Raw genomic sequence first — 23294 nt, 5'->3', positions numbered from 1 at the left:
CGTCTGCTCAGCAGACAGCTGCAGGTCCTGTCCACGGTCACTCAAGGCGATGGTAGCGGTACTACCTTCCAGACGGCCTCGGTCAATTGATCCAGTGTCCAGGGTTTATGGAGGAAGGGCACACCGGCGGGAATGTCATCTCTCAACCCGGCATAACCGGACATCAGCACAAAGGGCACCCCGGGCCAGCGTTCACTGACGATTTTCGCCAGCTGGATGCCATCGATCACGCCTGGCATCCGCACGTTGGACACCACCACGTTGACCTGTTGCCAGTGCAATTCGAGAAACTGCAGGGCGGCATCGGCAGTGCCAAAGGTCTCCACATGGAAGCCTTCCTGTTTCAGGACCTCCCGGACCAGCGCTTGCAGCAGCAACTCGTCTTCCGAAACGACCGCGAGCAGATTCGAGGCGTGAGGGGGGAGAGCGTTGGTTTCCATGGACAGCCTTTCCTGGGTGGAGAATCTTTTCAGTCTAGTCAGGCCTGGACCTTCCGCCTGGCCAATCGCCAGGATCTGCGGCCGCACCTGCTGCCAGGCGTGGCGAATTCTGTCCTGGAGGGTCACCAGCCGCGCTGGCGTGCACCAGTCAGTTGCCTGCCATCCGACGACGTGCGGTAGGGGCCTGGATGAAACATCTGGCCCCGCCGACCTACTAATCTCTGAGACCGACAGGCACAGGAGCCACGGCATGATCCTTTCTCTTTCTCCCGCGCCCGACACCACCTCGCCGCTGGCCCTCTGGCTGGGCGGCGATCAGGCACCGCTCAACGACTCCGACATGGCCGACGAGGAAATCGATACCGAGATCCCCGACGAGGTGGTCGAGAATCTGACCGAACCCGCCAAGCCCCCGGCGCCGATCCCGGATCCTGGTCCGCTATAGGCACCACAGGAAGCCGGCGGGCGACAGCTGCTAGGTGATGCAGCCGCCGCCTGTCGCTGACCCGGTCAGCCGCTCAGGCTGGTGTGAGGCCGGGACGCTCGCGCAAGGCGCGGCGATAGAGCAGGGCGCTGAGGCCCAGGCCGGCCAGGGCCATGAGGCCGGCGAACAGGAAGATGGCACTGAAGCCGAAGCCATTGGCGATGGCCCCGGCCAGCGGCCCGGTGATGCCGAGCGCCAGGTCCAGGCACAGCGAGTAGGCGCCCAGTGCGGCACTGCGGTTGGTGGGCGGTACCTTGACGATGGCCTCTACTCCCAGGGCGGGATAGACCAGCGACAGCCCGAAGCCGGCCATGGCCGCGCCGATCAGCGCCATCTGCGGGGTGACTGCCAGCCAGAGCAGCAGTAGACCCAGGGTCTCGACGGTGAAACAGGCCAGGGCGACCCGAAAGCCACCCAGTTTGTTGATGGTGCCGGCGAACAGCAGCCGCGCGCAGATGAAGGCTGCGCCGAAGGCAGTGAGGCAAAAGGCGGCGTTGGGCCAGGCATTGCTCGCATAGTAGAGCGTGACGAAGGTGGCGATGGCGCCGAAACCGACGGAGCTCAGCAGCAGGCAGAGACCGAAGGGACTGATGCGCCAGAACACCTTATGGAAGGGCAGTCGTTCTCCGGGAATCACCGGCGCCGGTTCCTTGTTCCAGGCCAGGGCCAGGCCCAGGGCACCCAGCAGGGCGATGGCCACGCCCAGGCTCCATAGGCCGAGGCCGGCGACCATGGCCACGCCCAGCGGCGCGCCGATCGCGAGGGCGCCGTAGGCGGCGATGCCATTCCAGGAGATCACCTTGCTCACGTGCTGCATGCCGACGCTGCCCATGCCCCAACTCAGGCAGCCGGTGCCGATCAGGGCCTGGGACATGCCGAGGATGATCCGGCCGACGATCAGCAGGCCCAGGCTGAGACCAGGCAGGCTCTGCAGCGAGGTGGCCAGCAGGGTCAGCACGCCGCAGGCGACGCAGCCGAACAGGCCGTAGATCACGCCGCGCTTGGCGCCAATGCTGTCGGCCAGCTTGCCGGCCAGGGGCCGAGTGAACAGGGTGGCAAGGTACTGGATGCTGATCGCCAGTCCCGCGATCACCGAGCCGTAGCCGAGATCGTCGTGCACGTAGCCCGGCAGGATCGCCAGCGGCAGGCCAATCGCCAGGAACAGCAGGAAGCTGAAGACGACGATCGAAACGATGCGCAGCGTGACGGCGAGCGAGGTAGCGGGAGGGACGGTCGTGGTCATGGCTGTTCTCGGGAGGACTCGTCGAAACGGCAGAGGAGGCGAACGCTGAGGGCCAGGCCGGCGAGCGCGGCCAGGGCAGCGCAGAGAAAGCTGGCGGCATAGCCGAAGTGGGTGGCCACGGCGCCGATCAGGGGGCCAGTGACTGCCAGCGAAAGGTCGATGAATACCGAATAGCCGGCCAGGGCGGCGCCCCGGTTGGAGGACGGGACCCGCTGCACCGCTTCCACGGCGAGTGCCGGGAATACCAGTGAGAAGCCGATCCCGGTGAGGGCGGCACCCACCAGGGCGGTGGTCACGCTGGGCGCTAGCCAGAGGACCGCCAGGCCGACCGCTTCCACCGCCAGGCTGACGATGGCGACGCGAAAGCCGCCGTGGCGGTTGATGGCGTTGGCACAGACCAGGCGTACACCGATGAAGAAGGAACCGAATACGGTCAGGCACAGGGCCGCGCCGCTCCAGCCCTGGCTGGCGTAATAGAGGGTAATGAAGGTCGCCAGGGTACCGAAGCCGATGCCGCCCAGCGCCAGGCCGAGGCCGAAGGGCAGGACCCGACCCAGCACGGTGGTGAAGGGCAGGCGTTCGCCGCGCACCGGGACGATTGGCGGACGGGGTTTGGCGATGCGATAACCCACGGCGGCCAGCCCGATGATGCTGACGCCCATGATCCACAGCCCCAGGGTATCCACCAGGACTACCCCCAGCGGCGCGCCTATGGCCAGGGCGCCGTAGCTGGCGACGCCATTCCAGGAAATCACCTTGGCGGTATTGGTCGGGCCGACCCGGCCGATCGCCCAGGAAATGGCACCGGTGCCCGACAGGCTTTCGGCGCAACCCAGCACCAGTCGGCCGAGCAGCAGGGCAGTGAGGCTGACCCAGGGCCAGGCCTGGAGAAGCACCGAGGCCAGCATCAGCACGCCACTGAGGCCGCAGCCGAGCATGCCGTAGAGCACCGACTGCTTGGCGCCCACGGTATCGATGATGCGTCCGGCGTGGGAGCGCGAAAACAGGGTCGCCAGGTACTGACTGCTGATCACCAGGCCGGCGATGATGGAGTTGAAGCCCAGCTGGTCATGCACGTAGCCCGGCAGCACGGCCAGGGGGATGCCGATGGTAAGGTAGGCGATAAAGGTAAAGAGCACCGTGCCCAGGGTAATGCGGGTGGCCAGAGCGGGTGAGGGTGCGGGCGGTAGGCTGGCGGTCGACATCGGACTCGAGAGGTTGTCTGACAATGTGGGATAGATTGCTTTCGTCCGGTAAAGGTCACATGCGATGACATTTTTTGTCCATGGGCGCGAGGAAGCGAAACGAGCGCCAGGTCCTGCTTGGGTTGGTTTCCTGCTGTTGGTCGCCATGCCCGGTTGGGCAGCGGAGCGGATCGAATTGCGGATCGGTGGGCAGCGCCTGGCCGTCGAGGTGGTGACGACACCTGCGCAGCGGGCTCAGGGACTCATGGGGCGACCGCCACTGGGCGCCCGCGAAGGGATGCTGTTCGTTTTTGCCGGGGATGACGAACGCTGCCTGTGGATGCGCGATACCCCCAGCGCATTGGCCGCCGCCTTCATCGACAAGGGTGGCAGGATCCTCAATACTGTCGAGATGCAGCCACTGACCGATACCCATCATTGCTCAAAGGCTCCGGCGCGCTACGCGCTGGAAACCCAGGCCGGCTGGTTTTCAGGGCGTGGGATCAAGCCGGGCGAAGCTGTACAGGGGCTGGAGACGGCCGCGCCTGCCTCCCGGTAGTCCTTCGATTTGGTATCAAGATAATTTTATATTTTTTTCTAAATCAATTAGATACGTTCATTTTATAATCTTGAGTAGAGTCTACTTTTAAGATGTTACCTTAAGTTTTTTACGCATCTGAATTGCCTGGCAACCGCTGTGCCTGCACTGCCGGCTGGCGCTGTAGGGGTGTGCTATACCTCTTCACGTTCTTGGCATAACACCTTGATTACTATTGAATCCAGGCCTCGACACGCCGGTTCTTCACCCGACCGTTGGACGACAGTCCTGCAACGGGCAGCTGGTCGCCGAGGGAAAGCAATTCGCCGGCAAAGGCCTGCTGATGACGCAACGCCGTGGCGACCGCGGTGGCTCGCAGGCGCGCCAGCAGGGCGGCGCGTGCCGGATCTTCAGTGGCATCGTTGAAGCCCACCAGAATCAGCTGCCGACCGGCATTTCTGGCTGGCGCATGAAGGCGGCCAGCCGCTCGGCATCACGCAGCGCCTTGTTGTCCAGGCGCGCGCTGCCGGCGGTGAAACGGAAGTTGACGGTGAGGCGCTGCGCCCGGCGCGCCAGTTCGCCGTAGGCCGGTGGCATGCCGCGGGTGTCGTCTATGGTCAGAGGCTCGATGCGCTGGGCGACAAAGCCGCTTTGTTGCACCACCGCCTGACCCGTCGGGGTCTGGCTGAATTCCAGCAGACTCTGCGCCCAGTCCGAACGCTGGGCAGGCGGCGCATAGAGGAAGAGGCGGCGGGCGAGCGGATAGTCTTCGGTGGCGATGCTGGCTTCGCTTGGCGCTATGGCGCGACCTTCACCGTCGCGCAGGGCGAGCTTTGGCGACCCGGCAGCCGCCGCCAGGCTGGTGAAGCCTATGCCGGCGGGATCCTCGGCCACCCGCTGCGCCAATTCTTCATTGGATTCGAAGCGCCTGGCGGCGGCGCTCAGGCGTTTGCCGGCAGGAGTCAACACCAGCTCGCGAAAGGTGTCGTAGGTGCCCGAGCGATCATCTCGCGCATAGAGTCGGATCGTGCCGGGCTTGCCGCCCAGTTGCTGCCAGTCGCCGATGTCGCCGGAGAAGATCTGCGCCAGCTGCTGCAGATCGAGTTCTCGCAGCGGATTGCCGGGATGCACGATGATCGCCAGGCCGTCCAGGCCGATGACGTACTCCGCCTCCTTGCTGCGCAGGTCACCCAGACCGGCCAGGGTGTTCACCTCGGCATCGGTGACCGGGCGCGAGGCGGCAGCGAGATCGGCTGTGCCCGCGGCCAGGGCGGTAAAGCCGGTACTGGAGCCATGGGCCGCGATTTGCACGGCCACGCTAGCGCCGTTCGGGGTGCGCGCCACCAGCTGCCATTCATCCATCACCGCGGTGGGTACCACCTGGGGATCGCGGAAGCCGCGCTCGGCGAGCAGGGCCGCGACCAGGCGCGGGCCCAGGCGGGCGTTGATGGTATTGGAGCCCTGCAGACGCAGTAGGGTGGTTGGGCTGTCGCTCGCCAGCAGGGGGGAAGACAGCAGCGGAAGCAAGGTCGCGAGCGCCGCTCGCCGCAAGGCGCGACGAAATACCGGAGCAGAGCAGTTCATGGGCCGGCCTCGAGCCTAAGGCGAGGCCGACGCCTTAGGGATGTCGCATGACGTCGATGTGACAGGACCTCACGTCAATTCCAGCCAGATCGGCGCGTGGTCGGAGGGTTTCTCCATACCGCGGATGTCGTAGTCCACGCCGGCGGAGACGATACGCTCCTGCAGGATCCGCGAGGCCAGGATGGTGTCGATGCGCAGCCCGCGCTTGGGTTCGTCTTCGAAGCCGCGGCTGCGATAGGGGAACCAGCTGAAGCGGTCGTCGACCTCAGGGTGTAGCTGGCGGTAGCTGTCGATCAGGCCCCAGCCGAGCAGCCGCTGCATCCATTCGCGTTCTTCCGGCTGGAAGCTGCAGACGCCGGTACGCAGCCAGCGCTTGGCGTTGGCTGCGCCGATGCCGATGTCGTGATCCTGGGCGGAGATGTTGAAGTCGCCCATGAGCAGCAAGGGCGTGTCCGGTGAGAAACGTTCTTCAAGTAGATTCTGAAGATCCGCGTAGAACTTCCTCTTTCCAGGGAATTTTGTCGGATGGGCAATGTTCTCGCCCTGGGGAAAATAGCCGTTCATGACCACCAGCGGCTGACCCTGGCGATCCGCGAAGACGCCATAGATGAATCTCTTCTGGGATTCTTCACCATCGCCCGGAAAGCCCTTGTGCAATTCCAGCGGCGCCAGGCGTGACAGCAGGGCCACCCCGTAGTGGCCCTTCTGCCCGTGGTAGTGCACGTGATAACCCAGGGCCTCGACCTCTGCCAGGGGAAACTGGTCATCCGCGACCTTGGTTTCCTGAAGGCCGATCACATCCGGATTGTAGCGTTCGATGATAGCGGAAAGTTGATGAGGTCTTGCGCGCAACCCATTGATATTGAAGCAAACTACCTTCATGACGCCCTCCCGAAACGTGGATGGCCCTAGCCTAGCAGAAAGCCTCCTGCCGAAACCGCCACCTGGCGAACCCTGGCCACTCCCGTTTGTCTCACAGCGCAACGCCCGTTAGCATCCCTGTATGAATAAGCCGAACGCTCTACGCCGCGCCCTGATTGGAATTTGTTGTCTGCACGGCGTGGCCTGGGCGGCACCGGCCGAAGTCAGCGTTCGCGTCCAACCCGCCAATAACGCGTTGCGAGACAACATCCAGGCCTATATCGGCTCGGTCGAGGGAAGGGATGTCGCCGGGCTGCAGCGCCTGCGTCCGGCGACGGAACGGCAGGCCGAACAGGCCGCCCAGGCACTCGGCTACTACCACGCGCAGATCGAGACCCGGGTCGAGCCGGGGGATACGCCACGGCTGGTGGTCGAGGTACGGCCGGGCGAGCCGGTCAGGCTGCGCAACGTCGATATCCGCATCGAAGGTCCGGCGCGCGAGTTGCGCGCCTTTCGCCAGCCGGTTCCGGCCGGGCTCAAGGCGGGCCAGCCGCTGAACCAGGGTCTCTACGAAGACGCCAAGAGCCTGATCCAGAATCAGGCGCAGCGGTATGGCTTCTTTCGTGGCACCTTCACCCAGCATCAGCTGCGTATCGATCCCGCCACCGGCTTTGCCGATATCGCCCTGGTGTTCGCCAGCGGGCCACGCTTTGTCCTTGGCAAGGTGTCCTTCGAAGGGGATGCGCCCTTCGATCCCGATCTGCTCCAGCGCATGGTGCCTTTCGCCCAGGGCACGCCCTACGATTCCGAGCTTATCGCCGATTTCCAGAGCAATCTGCTGGCCAGCGGCTTCTTCGATGGCGCACGGCTCGACACCTATCCCAAGCAGGAAGGCGCCGCCGAGGTGCCGGTGACGGTCACCCTGCGGACCCGCAAGCCACGGACCTTCGGCTTCGGCCCCGGCTATTCCACCGATGTCGGCCCACGGCTGAGATTCACCTGGGAGAACCACTGGCTCAATCCCCAGGGGCACAGCCTGGGTGCGGAAGCGGAGCTGTCGGCGCCACGTCAGAGCATTGCCACCTGGTACGACATTCCCGGGCAGGACCCGATCAATGACAAGTTCCGCTTCGCTGGCGGCTATCAGTACGAGCAGATCGCCAACGACGACTCCCTCAGCCAGTTGCTGACCGTGGGCCCCGAGTGGCATCGCAAGTTTCCCAACGGCTGGGAGCGGGTGCTCTCGCTCAAGTGGCGCAACGAAAGCTATCGGCTGGGTAATGACGAAGGCACCTCCAATCTGGTGATGCCCGGCGTGGATTTCTCCCTGCTGCGCAGCGACAACCGCATCGACCCCAATCGCGGCTACCGTCTGCAATTCGGCGTCTCGGCTGCGAAGGAAGGACTGCTCTCGGATGCCAACATGATCCATGCCACGGCGCTGGCCCGTGGGCTGATCACCGTGGGCGATGGGCACCGCTTTCTCGGGCGCCTGCAACTGGGTGGCAACTTCACCAACGGCTACAACAAGGTCCCGCCGTCGCTGCGCTTCTTCGCCGGCGGCGATCAGAGCGTTCGCGGCTACGACTACCAGACCCTGTCGCCGGAAAACGACGAGGGCGACTATGTGGGCGGTCGCTACCTCGTGGCTGGCGGCGTCGAATACCAGTATCCCCTGCGGGACAAATGGCGCCTGGCGACCTTCATCGACCAGGGGAGCGCCTTCAACGACCTCAACAATTACGAGCTCAAGACCAGCGTCGGCATAGGCGTACGCTGGGTCTCGCCGGTAGGACCGATCCGTGTCGACCTGGCCCACGGTCTCGACGAACCCGGCGGCATCCGCCTGCACTTTTCCATAGGGCCTGAGCTGTGAAGTCGGTAGGCGGTGTCATCCTTAGCGTACTGGCGGCCCTGCTGGGCGCCCTGATCCTGCTGCTGGCCCTGATACTGGGTAATGGCGGTGTCGGGCGCCTGGTGCTGGATCACGTTCCTGGTCTGACCCTGACCGATTTCCAGGGTCGCCTCGGTGGCCACTGGCAAGCCCGGCAGCTGGTCTGGGACGGTGGTGCTACCCGGGTGACGGTAGAGGCGCCCGAATTCGCCTGGCGACCCGGCTGCCTGATCAGACTGCAGCTGTGCATCGATACCCTGACCGCTTCGCGTATTGCCATCGACCAGGCGCCCAGTCCCGAGCCTGCGCCCGAGCGGAGTGGGCCCATCCAGTTGCCCAGCCTCGGCTTGCCGCTGGGGGTGCAACTGGGCGAGGTGCGGATCGGCGAGATCCGCTACAACGGCGCCGAGCAGGCTCGCGACCTGGCACTCCAGGCGCGCTGGCAGGCTGAGGGCATCGCCATCGAGCGACTGGCCGGCGTGGCCCACGGCATCACGCTGGATACCCATGGCCAGCTGCAACCGAGTGGCGCCTGGCCGCTGCAGTTGCAAGGCACCCTGGGTCTGCCCGCGCCGGACGCCGCGCCCTGGTCGCTGGCGCTCAAGCTGGACGGTGAATTGCAGAAGACCTTGCACCTGGAGGCTGACAGCAGCGGTTATCTACCCGGACGCCTAACCGGCACGGTGCAACCGCTGGTGGAAAACGTCCCGGCCGACCTGCAGCTGGTGGCCGATGGCTTCAAGGCAGCCGCCAGCCTGCCCGATACCCTGCGGCTGAACGATCTCAAGCTGACCGCGCGGGGCGATCTGACCGCGGGCTACGCCCTGGTTGGCCAGGCCCGGTTGCCGGGCGAGGGCGGTCCGGTGGAGCTGAATCTGGATGGCCGCGTCGATGCCCAGGGCGCGCGCATCGCCGCCCTGCGCTTGCTGGCCGCGCCCGAACAGCGCGTGGCGCTGGCCGGGCAGGTCGACTGGCACCAGGGACTGGCCGCCGATGCCACGCTGGACTGGCGTGATTTCCCCTGGCGGCGGCTCTATCCCATGGCGGAGCCACCGGTGAGTCTGCAGCGCCTGCAAGGCGAGGTGGCCTACCGGGACGGCGCCTACCTGGGCAATCTCAAGGCCGCCGCCACTGGCCCGGCCGGCGCCTTCACCCTAGCCACCCCCTTCAGTGGCGACACCACCCAGCTAAATCTGCCGTCACTGGATCTCCAAGCCGGCCAGGGGCGGGCGCAGGGCAAGGTCAATCTGGGCTTCATCGACGGCGTCAGCTGGCAGGTGGCCCTGGACCTGAGCCGCCTTGATCCGGCCTTCTGGGTGGCCCAGCTGCCCGGCAGCCTGGGTGGTCCGCTGCGCAGTTCGGGCGCCTTCAAGGACGGTCGCCTGCAGCTGGATGCCGATCTGGACCTCAGGGGTCGCCTGCGCAACCAGCCGGCCGTGCTGGCTGCCAAGGCCAAGGGCGCCGGCGAGCAGTGGCAGGTATCCGAGCTCGACATTCGCCTGGGTGACAATCGGATTCAGGGGCAGGGCGCTCTCGACCAGCGTTTGCAAGGTCAGCTCCAGCTGGACCTGCGCCGCCTGGCCCAGCTCTGGCCCGATCTTTCCGGAAGCGCCCAAGGCCGCCTGGACGTGGCCGGGACCCTCAAGGCCCCTGCCGGTCAGTTGCGCCTCGACGGTCGCCAGCTGGCCTATGCCGACAGCCGCATCAGCAGCCTCGCGCTGGCCGCCAACCTGGATGATCGCCAACGCGGCACGCTGGACCTTACCGCCCAGGGGCTGCAGGCCGCCGGTCGCGATTTTGGTGTCCTGCGCATGCAGGGGCAGGGTGATCGTCGTCAGCAGCAGGCGGATTTCTCGCTCAAGGGGTCGCAACTGAACCTGGTGCTCGCAGCAGGTGGCACGCTGGCCGACAACGGGGGCTGGAAGGGGCAGCTGGCGCGTGGCTCGGTCGCCGCCAGTGGCCAGAACTGGTCCTTGCAGAGCCCTGCACGCATCGAGCGCCTGGCCAACGGGCGCCTGGAGCTGGGCCGCCACTGCTGGCGTTCTGGTGCGGCCAGCCTCTGTAGCGACGATCAGCAACTGCTGCCCGATACCCGCCTTGCCTGGCACCTGCGCGCCTTCCCGCTCGCCAGTCTGCAACCGCTGCTACCGCCGGAGCTGGCCTGGCAGGGTACCCTCGACGGCGACGTCGACCTGCGCCTGCCCAAGGCCGGACCCGATGGCGAAATCCGCCTCCAGGCCGGGCGCGGCAGCCTCAGGCTGCGCGACGCTGCCGGTCAGTGGCAGACCTTCAGCTACGACAGCCTGGACGTCACCAGCGTCCTGAAGCCGCAGAAGGTCGACACCCAGGTGCGCCTGGCCAGTGCCGATCTTGGCCGGCTCGACGTCCAGGCCCGGCTGGATCCCCGTGATCCGAGCCAGGCACTGGCCGGTCGTTTCCAGTTGCAGGGCCTGAATCTGGCCCTGGGCAAGGCCTTTGTCGAAGGCATCGAACACCTCGAAGGCAAGATCAACGGCGCCGGCGAACTGGGAGGGACGCTGCTGCAACCGCGGGTCAATGGTCAGCTCCAGCTCAGCGGTGGCGACATCGGCGGTGGCAGCGTGCCGACGCGCCTGCAGGATCTCGGCCTGACCGCCCGCATCCAGGGCGATAGCGCCGTGCTCGATGGCGGCTGGCGCAGCGGACCCCAGGGGCGTGGCCAGATCCGGGGCAGCGTCGGCTGGGCCAATGGCCTGGACGTCAACGTGGCGGTCACCGGCGACAGGCTGCCGGTCAACGTCGAGCCCTATGCGCAGCTGGAAGTGGCGCCCAATCTTAAGATCCTGATGAAGGATGGTCGTCTGGCCCTGGCCGGTGAGGTGCGGGTGCCGCGCGGGCGCATCCGGGTCCAGCAGCTGCCGCCGTCCACTGTCAAGGTGTCGGACGATGCGGTCATCGTCGGCCAGGAAGCGCCCGCCAGGCAACAGCCGATGCAGATCGCCATGGACGTCGATGTGCTGGTCGGTTCCGACAAGCTCACCTTCGATGCCTTCGGCCTGTCCGCCGAAATCGCCGGCAAGGTGCATATCGGCGACAATCTCGACACCCGCGGCGAGCTGAATCTGCGCAACGGACGCTACAACGCCTACGGTCAGCGCCTGACCATGAGACGCGCCCGGCTGTTCTTCCAGGGCCCCATCGCCCAGCCCTATATCGACGTGGAAGCCGTGCGGGTGGTGCAGGAGCAGAATGTCACCGCGGGCCTGCGGCTCTCGGGCTTTGCCCAGCAGCCCCGTATCGAGGTGTTTTCCGAGCCGAGCATGAGCCAGGAGCAGGCGCTGGCCTACCTGGTACTGGGTCGCCCGCTGTCCAGCGGCAGCGAAGGGGACAACAACGTGCTCGGCCAGGCGGCGCTGGCCCTGGGCCTGGCTGGCAGTTCCGGTACCGCGGGCGCCCTGGCGCAGCGGTTGGGCATCCAGAACTTCCAGCTGGATACGGCGGGTTCGGGGGACAAGACCAGCGTGGTGGCCTCGGGTAACCTCACTGACAGATTGTCGGTGCGCTATGGGGTCGGGGTGTTCGCTTCGGCGAACACCGTCGCCTTGCGCTACCAGCTCACCCAGCGGCTCTATCTGGAGATCGCCAGCGGTCTCGCCAATTCCCTGGATTTCTTCTATCGCCGCGATTTTTGAAGCCGGGGCGCGTAACGCTTTGATCGCCTGCGGAAAACGTGTTTACTCCCTGTCCCGTCTCATGAGAAAGGAGCAGTTCATGGCAACCGTCAATTTGCGTGGCAACCCGGTCGACGTGCAAGGCAGCCTGCCGCAGCCTGGGCAACAGGCCCCGGCCTTCAGCCTGGTCAATGGTGATCTGCAGGACGTCACCCTGGCCAGCCTCGCTGGCAAGCGCAAGGTGCTCAATATCTTCCCCAGCGTCGATACCCCGACCTGCGCGACCTCGGTACGCAAGTTCAACTCCGAAGTCGACAAGCTGGATAACACCGTGGTGCTGTGCATCTCCGCCGACCTGCCGTTCGCCCAGAAGCGTTTCTGCGGCGCTGAAGGCCTGGAGAAGGTCGTGAACCTCTCCACCCTGCGTGGTGCCGAATTCCTCCAGGACTATGGCGTCGCCCTGGCCAGTGGTCCGCTGCAAGGCCTGGCCGCCCGCGCCGTGGTCGTGCTGGACGAGCAGGACAGGGTGCTGCACAGCGAGCTGGTGCCCGAGATCGGCCAGGAGCCGGATTACGCGGCGGCACTCGCCGTTCTCGGCTGATCGCCGACGACCCAACGCCCAGTGCGGTGGGTGCTTCGAAACGGGCAGGCGCCTCTCGTGCCTGCCCGTTTTGCTTTAGGTAAAAACGCAGTAAAGGGGCTGGTTAGCCGTCTCGCTACTGCTTATCTTCCGTCTTTCCCAGCGTGTACGTATTCTCGATGTCCGACTCTTCGCCTCGCTCTTCCTCCCGTCGCCGACTGGTCTGGCTGCTCGTCCTCGTGGCGCTGGCGGCCGCGGGTGGCTGGTATTGGTATCACCAGCACGGACAGAAGGGCGAGGCCGCCGCCGGCAAGGGCGCGCGCTCGCCCTTCGGCATGACCGGTCCGACTCCGGTACGGGTGGTGGCGGTGGAGCAGCGCAGCTTTCCCATCGTGCGCAAGTCCATCGGTACGGTGACGGCCCTCAATACCGTCAATGTGCGCACCCGGGTCGCCGGCGAGCTGGTACGCGTCGCCTTCGACGAAGGCCAGAAGGTCAAGGCCGGCGACCTGTTGGCCACCATAGATCCACGACCCTATCAGGTGGCGCTGCAGCAGGCCGAAGGCACCCTGCAGCAGAATCAGGCGCAGCTGCGCAATGCCGAGCTGGACCTCAAGCGCTACCAGGGCCTGTTCCGTGAAGACAGCATCGCCAAACAGACGCTGGATACCCAGGAAGCCCTGGTCAACCAGTACCGCGGCACCCTCAAGAACAGCCAGGCGGCGGTGGCCGATGCCAAGCTGAATCTGGCCTTCACCCAGATCAAGGCGCCCATCGCCGGGCGCGTTGGTCTGCGCCAGCTCGACGGCGGCAACCTGCTGTCCGCCAACGACAGCACCGTGGTGGCCGTGATCACCCAGACCCAGCCGATCTCGGTGGTCTTCACCCTGCCGGAAAGCCAGCTCGGCGAGCTGCTCAAGCGCGCCCGCGCCGGCCAGACCCTGGCGGTCGAAGCCTGGGATCGCGGTGGCTCGCGCAAGGTCGCCGATGGCACCCTGCAAAGCTTCGACAACCAGATCGACACCGCCACCGGTACCCTCAAGTTCCGCGCCCGCTTCGCCAACGGCGACGAGGCGCTGTTCCCCAATCAGTTCGTGACCGTACGGGTGCGCGAACAGGTGCTGGACCAGGCGCTGGTGGTGCCTTCGGCAGCCATCCAGTTCGGCTCCAATGGCACCTTCGCCTACGTGGTGGGGCCCGACAACAAGATCCAGGTGCGCAGCCTCAAGCTGGGCCCGGATGACGGCAGCCTGACCGTGGTTACCGAAGGCCTGGCCGCTGGCGACCGGGTGGTGACCGAAGGCACCGATCGGCTGCGCGAGGGCAACGAGGTGGAGGTGGTCACCGGGGCTTCGGCGGCGCCCAGCGAACCGGCCAAGCCGGCGGTACGCAAGCCCGGCAAGACCCAGGGCTGATCGGCCGCGATGGATATCTCGCGCCCCTTCATCCTGCGCCCGGTCGCCACCACCCTGTTGATGGTGGCGCTGCTCATCGCCGGTCTGCTGGCCTATCGTCTGCTGCCGGTGGCGGCCTTGCCGCAGGTGGACTATCCCACCATCCGCGTGCTCACCCTCTATCCCGGTGCCAGCCCCGATGTCATGACCAGCGCTGTCACCGCGCCGCTGGAGCGTCAGTTCGGCCAGATGCCGGGCCTGTCGCAGATGGCCTCCACCAGCTCTGGTGGTGCCTCGGTCATCACCCTCAGATTCAACCTGGAACTGGACCTGTCGGTCGCCGAACAGGAAGTCCAGGCCGCGATCAATGCGGCCAACAACCTGCTGCCCAACGATCTGCCGGCACCACCGGTGTACAACAAGGTCAATCCGGCCGATACGCCTATCGTCACCCTGGCGATCAGCTCCAGGACGCTGCCGCTGCCCACGCTCTACGACCTGGTCGACACCCGCATGGCGCAGAAGCTCGCCCAGGTGACCGGGGTCGGTATGGTCAGCCTCGCCGGCGGCCAGCGCCCGGCGGTGCGCATCCAGGTCGATCCGGACAAGCTCGCGGCCCACAACCTGACCCTGGCCGATGTGCGCAGCCTGGTCACCAGCGAGAACACCAACCAGCCCAAGGGCAGCTTCGACGGCCCCACCCGGGTCGCCACCCTGGACGCCAACGACCAGTTGCGCGATCCCAAGGCCTATGGCGACCTGATCCTCAACTACGCCGACAACGGCGCCCTGCGCCTGGGTGACGTGGCCACCATCGCCCAGGGTGCGGAAAACGACCGCCTGGCTGCCTGGGCCAATCGCAGCGGTGCCATCCTGGTCAACGTCCAGCGCCAGCCGGGTGCCAACGTCATCCAGACCGTGGATCGCATCCAGGCGCTCCTGCCCAGCCTCAGGGAAAGCCTGCCGGCCGGTCTCGACATCGCCGTGCTCAGCGACCGTACCGAGACCATCCGCGCCGCGGTCACCGACGTCCAGCACGAGATGCTGCTGGCGGTAGGACTGGTGGTGATGGTCACCTTCGTCTTCCTGCGCCGGTTCAGCGCCACCCTGATTCCCTCGGTCACGGTGCCGCTGTCGCTGATCGGCACCTTCGGCGCCATGTACCTGGCCGGCTTCTCGCTGAACAACCTGTCGCTGATGGCCCTGACCATCGCCACCGGCTTCGTCGTCGACGATGCCATCGTCATGCTGGAAAACATCTCCCGGCATCTGGAAGAGGGCGCCACACCCATGGAAGCGGCGCTCAAGGGCGCCCGCCAGATCGGTTTCACCCTGGTGTCCCTGACCGTTTCGCTGATCGCGGTGCTCATCCCGCTGCTGTTCATGCAGGACGTGGTCGGCCGGCTGTTCCGTGAATTCGCCATCACCCTGGCGGTGGCCATCCTCATCTCCCTGGTGATCTCCCTTACCCTGACACCGATGATGTGCGCGCGGCTGCTCAAGCGCGAGGAGGCCGGCGAGCACCAACTGGTCTGGCTGGAGCGGCTGATCGCCGGCTATGGCCGCGCGTTGCGCTGGTCGCTGGCGCACCGGGCGCTGATGCTGCTGCTGGCGGTGGCGACCTTCGTGCTCACCGCGGTGCTCTACCTGCTGGTGCCCAAGGGCTTCTTTCCGGCCCAGGACACCGGCTCCATCCAGGGCATCACCGAGGCGCCCCAGTCGATCTCCTTCCGCGGCATGAGCGAGCGCCAGCAGGCACTGGCCGAGGTGGTGCTGCAAGACCCGGCGGTGGCGAGTCTGTCCTCCTACATCGGCGTCGACGGTGACAACGTCACCCTCAACAGCGGTCGCCTGCAGATCAACCTCAAGCCGCAGGGCGAGCGCGACGTCACCGCCCAGGAGGTCATCGACCGGCTGCGTCCCGCGGTCGCCAAGGTGGTGGGCATCACCCTCTACATGCAGCCGGTGCAGGACCTCAGTGTCGAGGACCGGGTCAGCCGGACCCAGTACCAGCTGAGCCTGGACTCGCCCGACGCCAGCCTGCTCGACACCTGGGTGCCGCGCCTGATCGAGGCGTTGCACGAGCGCCCGGAACTCACCGATGTCACCAGCGACCTGCAGAACAAGGGGCTGCAGCTGTACCTGACCATCGACCGCGACGCCGCGGCGCGGCTCGGCGTGCAGGTCTCGGCCATTACCGATGCCCTCTATGACGCCCTCGGTCAGCGGCAGATCTCGACCATCTATACCCAGGCCAACCAGTACCGGGTGGTGCTGGCCAGCGCCGCCGCCGACAGCCTGGGACCGGATGCCCTCAGCCAGGTCTGGGTGAAGGCGGGCAGTGGCTCCTCGTCCAGCGGCAGCAGCGGCACCGGTACGGCCACCAACACCGAGACCACCACGGACACCAGTCGCGCCCCGGTGCGGCTGTCCAGCCTGGTGAAGATGGAGCAGCGGCCGACGCGCCTGGTGATCAACCACCTGAGCCAGTTCCCGGCGGTGACCCTGTCGTTCAACCTGGCCAGCGGCGTTTCCCTGGGCGCCGCAGTGGCGGCCATCGACGCGGCCAAGCAGGAGATCGGCCTGCCGGTGGGCATCAATACCCACTACCAGGGCGCGGCAGCGGCTTTCCAGGCTTCGCTGTCCAGTACCCTGCTCTTGATCCTGGCGGCGGTGGTGGTGATGTATATCGTCCTGGGGGTGCTCTATGAGAGCTTCATCCATCCGCTGACCATCCTCTCGACGCTGCCCTCGGCGGCCATCGGCGCGCTGCTGGCGCTGCTGCTCACAGGCAATGACCTCGGCCTGATCGCGGTGATCGGCATCATCCTGCTGATCGGCATCGTCAAGAAGAACGCCATCATGATGATCGACTTCGCCCTGGATGCCGAACGCCACCAGGGACTGCAGCCGGAGGAGGCCATCTACCAGGCGGCGCTGCTGAGATTCCGGCCGATCCTGATGACCACCCTGGCGGCGCTGTTCGGCGCGGTGCCGCTGATGCTGGCCACCGGCGCCGGCGCCGAGTTGCGCCAGCCGCTGGGCCTGGTGATGGTCGGCGGCCTGCTGGTCAGCCAGGTGCTGACGCTGTTCACCACCCCGGTGATCTACCTGGCCTTCGACAGCCTGGGCGAGCGCCTGGGTCGACGCAGGGCGGTCTGAGGTGAATCTCTCGGCGCCCTTCATCGCCCGGCCGGTCGCGACCCTGCTGCTGAGCCTGGCGTTGCTGCTGCTGGGCGCCATCGCCTTCCGGCTGTTGCCGGTGGCGCCCCTGCCGCAGATGGACTTTCCCACCATCACGGTCTCGGCGACCCTGTCCGGGGCCAGTCCCCAGGTGATGGCCTCCAGCGTCGCCACGCCGCTGGAGCGTTCCCTGGGCACCATCGCCGGCATCAGCTCCATGACCAGCCGCAGCAGCCAGGGCTCGACGCAGATCATCATCCAGTTCGATCTGGACAAGAACGTCAACACCGCCGCCCGCGAGGTGCAGGCGGCCATCAATGCCTCGCGCAACCTGCTGCCGAGCGGCATGCGCCAGATGCCACGCTATCGCAAGGTCAATCCGTCCCAGGCACCCATCATGGTGTTCTCGCTGACCTCCAAGACCCTGAGCAAGGGCGAGCTCTACGACCTGGCGTCCACGGTGCTGGCCCAGAGCCTGTCCCAGGTCAGCGGCGTGGGCGAAGTGCAGATCGGTGGCAGCTCCCTGCCGGCGGTGCGCATCGAACTGGAGCCGCGCCAGCTGGAGCATTACGGGCTGGCGCTGGACGACGTCCGCACCGCCATCAACAGCGCCAACCAGCGTCGCCCCAAGGGTGCGGTGGCCAATGACGAACACAATTGGCAGATCCAGGCCAACGACCAGCTGTTCAAGGCCGCCGACTACGCCCCCCTGATCATCCGCTACCAGGATGGCGCGACGTTGCGCCTGCGCGATGTCGCCAAGGTCAGCGATGCCGTGGAAGACCGCTACAACGCCGGTTTCTACAACGACCAGAGCGCCGTGCTGCTGGTGGTCAATCGGCAGGCCAATGCCAACATCATCGAGACGATCGCCGCGCTCAAGGCGCGCCTGCCGGCACTGGAGGCCATCGTCCCGGCCAGTGCCCGCCTGGAAGTGGCCATGGACAGATCCGGGGTGATCAAGGCCACCCTGCATGAAGCCGAACTGACGCTGATCATCGCCGTCTTCCTGGTGATCGGCGTGGTCTGGCTATTCCTCGGCCGGCTGCGCAGCGCGGTGATTCCGGCCCTGGCGGTGCCCATCTCCCTGGTGGGTACCTTCGCCGTCATGTACCTGCTCGGCTTCTCGCTCAATACCCTGTCGCTGATGGCGCTGATCCTGGCGGCGGGGCTGGTGGTGGACGATGCCATCGTGGTGCTGGAGAACATCGCCCGGCACATCGATAACGGCATGGCGCCGCTCAAGGCGGCCTACCAGGGCACCCGCGAGGTGGGCTTCACCCTGCTGTCGATGAATGTTTCCCTGGTGGCCGTCTTCGTCGCCATCCTCTTCATCGGCGGCATCGTCGAGAAGCTGTTCCGCGAATTCTCCCTGACCCTGGCCGCCGCCATCCTGGTGTCGCTGGTAGTGTCCCTGACGCTGACGCCCATGCTCTGCGCGCGCTGGCTCAGGCCTCACGATCCCGCCACCGAAAGCTGCCTGCAGCGCTTCAGCGAGCGGGCCCATCGCCGGCTGGTGGCGGGTTACGACCGCAGCCTCGGCTGGGCCCTGCGTCATCGGCGGCTGACCCTGCTGAGTCTGATCGCGACCATAGCGCTCAATGTGCTGCTCTATGTGGTGGTGCCCAAGACCTTCATGCCCCAGCAGGACACGGGCCAGTTGATCGGTTTCATCCGCGGCGACAATGCGCTGTCGTTCCAGGTCATGCAGCCGAAGATCGAGATCCTGCGCAAGTCGCTGCTGGCCGATCCGGCGGTGGCCAGTGCCTCCGGCTTCGTCGGCAGCTCCGGCTCCGGCAGCGGGGTGAACAACGCGGTGATGCTGATTCGCCTCAAGCCCATCGCCGAGCGCCAGCTGGATGCCCAGAAGGTCATCGAGCGCATCCGCGCCAATGCGCCCAAGGTGCCGGGCGCCCAGCTGTTCCTCATGGCCGACCAGGACCTGAGATTCGGCGGTCGCCAGCAGAGCACCTCGTCCTATGAGTACAACCTGCTCTCGGGCGACGTCGGGCTGCTGGAAACCTGGCAACCCAAGGTATTGGCCGCGCTCAAGGCGCTGCCGGAGCTGACCGCGGTGGACGGCCGCGAAGGCAGCACCCAGCAGATCACCCTGCAGATCGACCGCGAGAAGGCCAAGCGCCTCGGCGTGGACATGGAGACCGTCGCTGCGGTGCTCAACAACTCCTTCGCCCAGCGGCAGATCTCGACCATCTACGAGCCGCTCAACCAGTACAAGGTGGTGATGGAGATCAATCCGCGCTATGCCCAGGACCCGACCGTCCTCGAGCAGGTGCGGGTCATCACCGCCAGCGGCGCCCAGGTCCCGCTGGCGGCCTTCGCCTACTACACCAACAGCCTCGCCGAGGATCGGGTTACCCACGATGGCCAGTTCGCCTCGGAGAGCATCAACTTCGACCTGGCGCCAGACGTCAGCCTGGAACAGGCGACCCGGGCGGTGCAGCGCGCGGTGGCGGCCATCGGCTTGCCGACCGATGTCCAGGGTCGCCTGGGCGGATCCGCCAACATCTTCGCGAGCACGGTGTCGGGGCAACCGCTGATGATTCTCGGCGCCCTGGTGCTGGTCTATATCGTCCTAGGCGTGCTCTACGAGAGCTACGTGCATCCCCTGACCATCCTCTCGACGCTGCCGTCGGCCGGAGTAGGGGCCTTGCTCGCCATCCAGCTCACCGGTGGCCAGTTCAGCCTGATTTCCATGCTCGGCCTGTTCCTACTGATCGGGGTGGTGAAGAAGAATGCCATCATGATGGTGGATCTGGCCCTGCAGCTGGAGCGCCAGCAGGGACTGACGCCCGAGGAGGGCATTCGCCAGGCCTGTCTGTTGCGCCTGAGGCCCATCCTGATGACCACCATGGCCGCCATCCTCGGTGCCGTACCGCTATTGATCGGCAATACCGAAGGCGCCGAGATGCGCCAGCCACTGGGCCTGGTGATCGTCGGTGGCCTGGTCCTGAGCCAGATCCTCACCCTCTACACCACCCCGGTGGTCTATCTCTATTTCGAACGCCTGCGCCGCCGCGTCAATCGCTGGCGCGGCATCCGTACCGACGCTGCCCTGGATACGCCGCTATGACTCCAACCCTGCGCCTGCCGACGCTGACCCTGGCTCTGCTACTGGCCGGCTGTACCCTGGGCCCGGATTACCAGCGGCCGACCACTGCGGTGCCGGTCGCCTACCGTCATGCCGAGGGCTGGCAGGCCGCCGCGCCCAAGGATCTGGAGGTCCGTGGCGACTGGTGGCGCCGCTACGATGATCCGACCCTGGATCGCCTGATGGTCCAGCTGAACCAGCGCAACCAGAGCCTGGCCCAGGCCGAGGCGACCTATCGGCAATCCCTGGCCCTGGTCAGTCAGGCGCGGGCCGCGTTGTTCCCGACCCTGTCCAGCAGCCTGGGCGCCACCCGCTCCGGGCGCGGGGGTGGCTCGGGCAGCAACACCGTCATCCGCAACTCCAATGGCACCAGCAGCACCTTCAGCAGCGGTGGCACCAGCACCATCAGCAACGCCTACGACGCCAGCCTGGGGGTGAGCTGGGAGCTGGATCTCTGGGGGCGCGTAAGGCGCCAGGTGGAGGCGGATCGGGCTTCCGCCCAGGCCAGCGCTGCGGAGCTGGCAGCCACCCGCCTGAGTCTGCAGACGCAACTGGCGACCAACTATTTGCAGTTACGGGTGCTGGACGCCCAGCAGCGGTTGCTCGATGCCACTGTGGCCGCCTACGAGCGATCCCTGCGCCTGACCCAGAACCAGTACCGCGCCGGCATCGTCACGCCGGCGGATGTGGCCCAGGCGACCACCCAGCTGAAGAGCACCCAGGCCGACGCCATCGACCTCAGGTACCAGCGTGCCCAGCTGGAAAACGCCATCGCGGTGCTGGTCGGCGAAGTCCCGGCCAATTTCCAGCTGGCCGCGGTCAAGACGATTCCCGAATTGCCGCCGCTCCCGGGCGCCGTGCCCTCGACCCTGCTGGAGCGGCGTCCGGACATCGCCCAGGCTGAGCGCCAGGTCATGGCCGCCAATGCCGCCATCGGCGTCGCCGAAGCGGCCTACTACCCCGATCTGACCCTGAGTGCCAGCGGTGGCTACAGTGCCAGCCAGTGGGGCAATCTGATCAGCACGCCGAATCGCTTCTGGTCGATCGGGCCATCCTTTGCCCTGTCGCTGTTCGATGGTGGCCTGCGCCGCGCCCAGGTGGAGTCGGCCGAAGCCAGCTACGACGCCAGCGTCGCCGGTTATCGCCAGACCGTGCTCGATGGCTTCCGCGAGGTGGAGGACTATCTGGTGCAGCTGCGCACCTACGGCGACGAAGCCGGCGTGCGCCAGGAGGCCCTGGATGCCGCGCGCCGCGCCCTGCAACTGGCCGAGAACCAGTACCAGGCCGGGCTGATCGGCTATCTCGACGTGGTCACCCTGCAGACCACCGCCCTGAGCAACGAACGCACCAACCTGACCCTGCTGGGCAGCCGCCTCAGTGCCAGCGTCCAGCTGATCGCCGCGCTCGGTGGTGGTTGGGATGGCAACGTCACCCCACCGGCGCCGCCGCGGCGACCTTGATCCCGGGCACAAAAAAGCCGGGCGATTCCCCGGCTTTTTCATGACTGGCGCTTAGTTGGGGAAGAGTTCGCCCAGCTTCATGCTCAGCATCATGTTGCCTTCGACGCGCAGCTTGCCGGACATGAAGGCCTGCATGCCGTCGGTTTCGCCGCTGACGATGCCGGCCAGGGTGTCCTGGTCCATGATCAGGGTGCAATCCGGGTCGGCGGCGTCGCCTTGCTGGACGTCGCAGGTGCCGTCCTTGACGACCACGTAGTAGTTGTCACCGCCCTCGACGTCGAATTGATAGGTGAGATCCAGGCCGGCCGCGGCGGAGGGGTCGAACTTGCTCTTCAGGGTGGCGATGGCTTCGGCTGCGCTCATGGCGAGGGTCCTTGTGGTCTTTTTCGATGAGGCCCACTCCAGCGGGAGGGGCAGGGCACTCGACCGAGGGTAGGGGGCGGCAGGAGGCCTGTCAACGGATATTCATACGCTTGTTTGAAAGGCGGGTGCGTGCGCACGGCCCGATGGCCGCGAATGGCTAGCGGGTGCCGGAAGACCGCCCGTGAGTCGCCGAGTTTCTATCGGTCGGGCGACTCGGTATGCTGGGCAGGGCACTGCTGCCGCCATCCTAGGAGAGTCCGTGGAGTTTCTTGCCGACTATGCCAGTTTCCTGGCCAAAACCGTCACCGTGGTGGTCGCCATCATCGCCGTGCTGCTGTTCACCGTCGCCGTCCGCGGCCGCAACCGGCGCAGCTCCGCTGGCCAGTTGCAGGTACAGAAGCTCAATGACTTCTATCGCGATCTGCGGCTGAGGTTGCAGCAGAGCGTGCTGGGCAAGGAAGCCTTCAAGGCCCTGCGCAAGCGCGAGACCAAGGCCGAGAAGACCAAGCGCAAGAGCGAGACCGGCAAGTCGCGGGTCTATGTGCTCGATTTCCATGGCGACATCAAGGCCACGGCCAACGAACACCTGCGCAACGAGATCACCGCCGTCCTGACCCTGGCGACGCCCAAGGACGAGGTAGTGGTGCGGCTGGAAAGCGGCGGTGGCCTGGTGCACAGCTATGGCCTGGCCGCCTCGCAGCTGGCGCGCATCCGCCAGGCGGGAATTCCCCTGACCATCTGCGTCGACAAGGTAGCGGCCAGTGGCGGTTACATGATGGCCTGCATCGGCGACCGTATCCTCTGTGCGCCCTTCGCCATCCTCGGCTCCATCGGTGTGGTCGCCCAGTTGCCCAATGTCCACCGCCTGCTGAAGAAGCATGACGTGGACTTCGAGGTCTTCACCGCCGGCCAGTACAAGCGCACCGTTACGGTGTTCGGCGAGAACGACGAGAAGGGCAAGGAAAAATTCCAGCACGATCTGGATACTACCCATGTGCTGTTCAAGAATTTCGTCGCCCACTACCGGCCGCAGCTCAATATCGACGAGGTCGCCACCGGCGAGGTCTGGCTCGGCCAGGCCGCGCTGGGCAAGCAACTGGTGGACGAGCTGCGCACCAGTGACGAATACCTGGCCGAACGGGCCCAGGTGGTCGAAGTCTTTTCGCTGCGCTTCGTCGAGAAGAAGTCGTTGCCCGAGCGCCTGGGCATGGCCGCGAGCCTCGGGGTCGATCGTCTGGTGAGCACCTGGTGGGAGCGCCTGGCCGAGTCGACCCGCTGGCGCTGAGGTCCAAAGGACTGACGGCCCATAACAAGACTCCAATGGAGG

Annotated in this window: 17 protein-coding genes; 10 read left to right on the top strand and 7 right to left on the bottom strand. The window is 66.1% G+C overall.

Annotation, left to right across the window (positions count from 1 at the left end):
- Positions 1 to 41 precede the first annotated feature (41 nt).
- Complete coding sequence (locus tag AABM56_RS11465) at positions 42 to 440, bottom strand: response regulator (protein ID WP_133863107.1); 399 nt, start codon at positions 438 to 440, stop codon at positions 42 to 44.
- Between the two features lie 250 nt (positions 441 to 690).
- On the opposite strand from AABM56_RS11465, the gene AABM56_RS11460 reads away from it, so the two are divergent.
- Positions 691 to 885: a hypothetical protein gene (locus tag AABM56_RS11460; protein ID WP_007158427.1), complete on the top strand. Its 195-nt coding sequence runs from the start codon at positions 691 to 693 to the stop codon at positions 883 to 885.
- 73 nt (positions 886 to 958) lie between these two features.
- Here the strand turns inward: AABM56_RS11460 and AABM56_RS11455 are convergent, their stop codons facing one another.
- Both AABM56_RS11455 and AABM56_RS11450 read right to left on the bottom strand, forming a co-directional pair.
- Positions 959 to 2167, bottom strand: coding sequence for an MFS transporter (locus AABM56_RS11455; RefSeq protein WP_347884106.1), 1209 nt, complete (start codon positions 2165 to 2167; stop codon positions 959 to 961).
- The gene (locus AABM56_RS11450; protein ID WP_133863105.1) at positions 2164 to 3372 is read right to left on the bottom strand and encodes an MFS transporter; all 1209 of its coding nucleotides are present in this window, start codon (positions 3370 to 3372) and stop codon (positions 2164 to 2166) included. Before AABM56_RS11450 ends, AABM56_RS11455 begins: the two co-directional genes overlap by 4 nt.
- Before the next feature lie 64 nt (positions 3373 to 3436).
- Here AABM56_RS11450 and AABM56_RS11445 point away from each other — a divergent pair, with 64 nt between their 5' ends.
- Complete coding sequence (locus AABM56_RS11445) at positions 3437 to 3910, top strand: DUF192 domain-containing protein (protein ID WP_133863104.1); 474 nt, start codon at positions 3437 to 3439, stop codon at positions 3908 to 3910.
- 211 nt (positions 3911 to 4121) lie between these two features.
- Here the strand turns inward: AABM56_RS11445 and AABM56_RS11440 are convergent, their stop codons facing one another.
- The 3 genes from AABM56_RS11440 to xthA all read right to left on the bottom strand — a co-directional run bounded on the left by AABM56_RS11440 (position 4122) and on the right by xthA (position 6355).
- A complete protein-coding gene (locus tag AABM56_RS11440; protein ID WP_347884105.1) occupies positions 4122 to 4322 on the bottom strand; it encodes a hypothetical protein in 201 nt (66 codons plus the stop codon).
- Between the two features lie 5 nt (positions 4323 to 4327).
- Entirely contained in the window at positions 4328 to 5473 is a 1146-nt protein-coding gene (locus tag AABM56_RS11435) for a substrate-binding domain-containing protein (protein WP_347884104.1), read from the bottom strand.
- A 69-nt stretch (positions 5474 to 5542) separates the two neighbouring features.
- Positions 5543 to 6355, bottom strand: coding sequence for an exodeoxyribonuclease III (gene xthA / locus AABM56_RS11430; protein ID WP_133863102.1), 813 nt, complete (start codon positions 6353 to 6355; stop codon positions 5543 to 5545).
- A gap of 121 nt (positions 6356 to 6476) precedes the next feature.
- Between xthA and AABM56_RS11425 the strand changes: the two genes are divergently transcribed.
- The 7 genes from AABM56_RS11425 (at position 6477) to AABM56_RS11395 (ending at position 21604) form a co-directional block, all read left to right on the top strand.
- A complete protein-coding gene (locus AABM56_RS11425) occupies positions 6477 to 8210 on the top strand; it encodes an autotransporter assembly complex family protein (protein ID WP_263259698.1) in 1734 nt (577 codons plus the stop codon).
- Positions 8207 to 11899, top strand: coding sequence for a translocation/assembly module TamB domain-containing protein (locus tag AABM56_RS11420; protein WP_133863101.1), 3693 nt, complete (start codon positions 8207 to 8209; stop codon positions 11897 to 11899). The genes AABM56_RS11425 and AABM56_RS11420 overlap by 4 nt, the downstream gene beginning before the upstream one ends.
- 79 nt (positions 11900 to 11978) lie before the next feature.
- Positions 11979 to 12479 carry a thiol peroxidase gene (tpx, locus tag AABM56_RS11415; protein WP_133863100.1) on the top strand — a complete coding sequence of 167 codons (501 nt, stop codon included), beginning with the start codon at positions 11979 to 11981 and terminating at the stop codon, positions 12477 to 12479.
- A gap of 158 nt (positions 12480 to 12637) precedes the next feature.
- Positions 12638 to 13873 carry an MdtA/MuxA family multidrug efflux RND transporter periplasmic adaptor subunit gene (locus AABM56_RS11410; protein ID WP_133863099.1) on the top strand — a complete coding sequence of 412 codons (1236 nt, stop codon included), beginning with the start codon at positions 12638 to 12640 and terminating at the stop codon, positions 13871 to 13873.
- Between the two features lie 9 nt (positions 13874 to 13882).
- On the top strand, positions 13883 to 17014 hold the full coding sequence (locus AABM56_RS11405) for a multidrug efflux RND transporter permease subunit (protein ID WP_263259696.1): 3132 nt from the start codon (positions 13883 to 13885) through the stop codon (positions 17012 to 17014).
- Between the two features lies 1 nt (position 17015).
- Entirely contained in the window at positions 17016 to 20126 is a 3111-nt protein-coding gene (locus tag AABM56_RS11400) for an efflux RND transporter permease subunit (protein ID WP_133863097.1), read from the top strand.
- A complete protein-coding gene (locus AABM56_RS11395) occupies positions 20123 to 21604 on the top strand; it encodes an efflux transporter outer membrane subunit (protein ID WP_347884103.1) in 1482 nt (493 codons plus the stop codon). The genes AABM56_RS11400 and AABM56_RS11395 overlap by 4 nt, the downstream gene beginning before the upstream one ends.
- 51 nt (positions 21605 to 21655) lie before the next feature.
- On the opposite strand, the gene AABM56_RS11390 is transcribed toward AABM56_RS11395, so the two are convergent.
- Complete coding sequence (locus AABM56_RS11390; RefSeq protein ID WP_017640561.1) at positions 21656 to 21967, bottom strand: SCP2 sterol-binding domain-containing protein; 312 nt, start codon at positions 21965 to 21967, stop codon at positions 21656 to 21658.
- Positions 21968 to 22226: 259 nt separating this feature from the next.
- Here AABM56_RS11390 and sohB point away from each other — a divergent pair, with 259 nt between their 5' ends.
- Positions 22227 to 23252: a protease SohB gene (gene sohB, locus AABM56_RS11385; protein WP_133863095.1), complete on the top strand. Its 1026-nt coding sequence runs from the start codon at positions 22227 to 22229 to the stop codon at positions 23250 to 23252.
- Positions 23253 to 23294 lie beyond the last annotated feature (42 nt).

Origin of the sequence: Pseudomonas aestiva, from assembly GCF_039908605.1 — a bacterium.
GTDB lineage: Bacteria > Pseudomonadota > Gammaproteobacteria > Pseudomonadales > Pseudomonadaceae > Chryseomonas > Chryseomonas aestiva.
The sequence above is the reverse complement of the archived record's forward strand: the minus strand, read 5'-3'. Positions and strand labels throughout refer to the sequence as shown.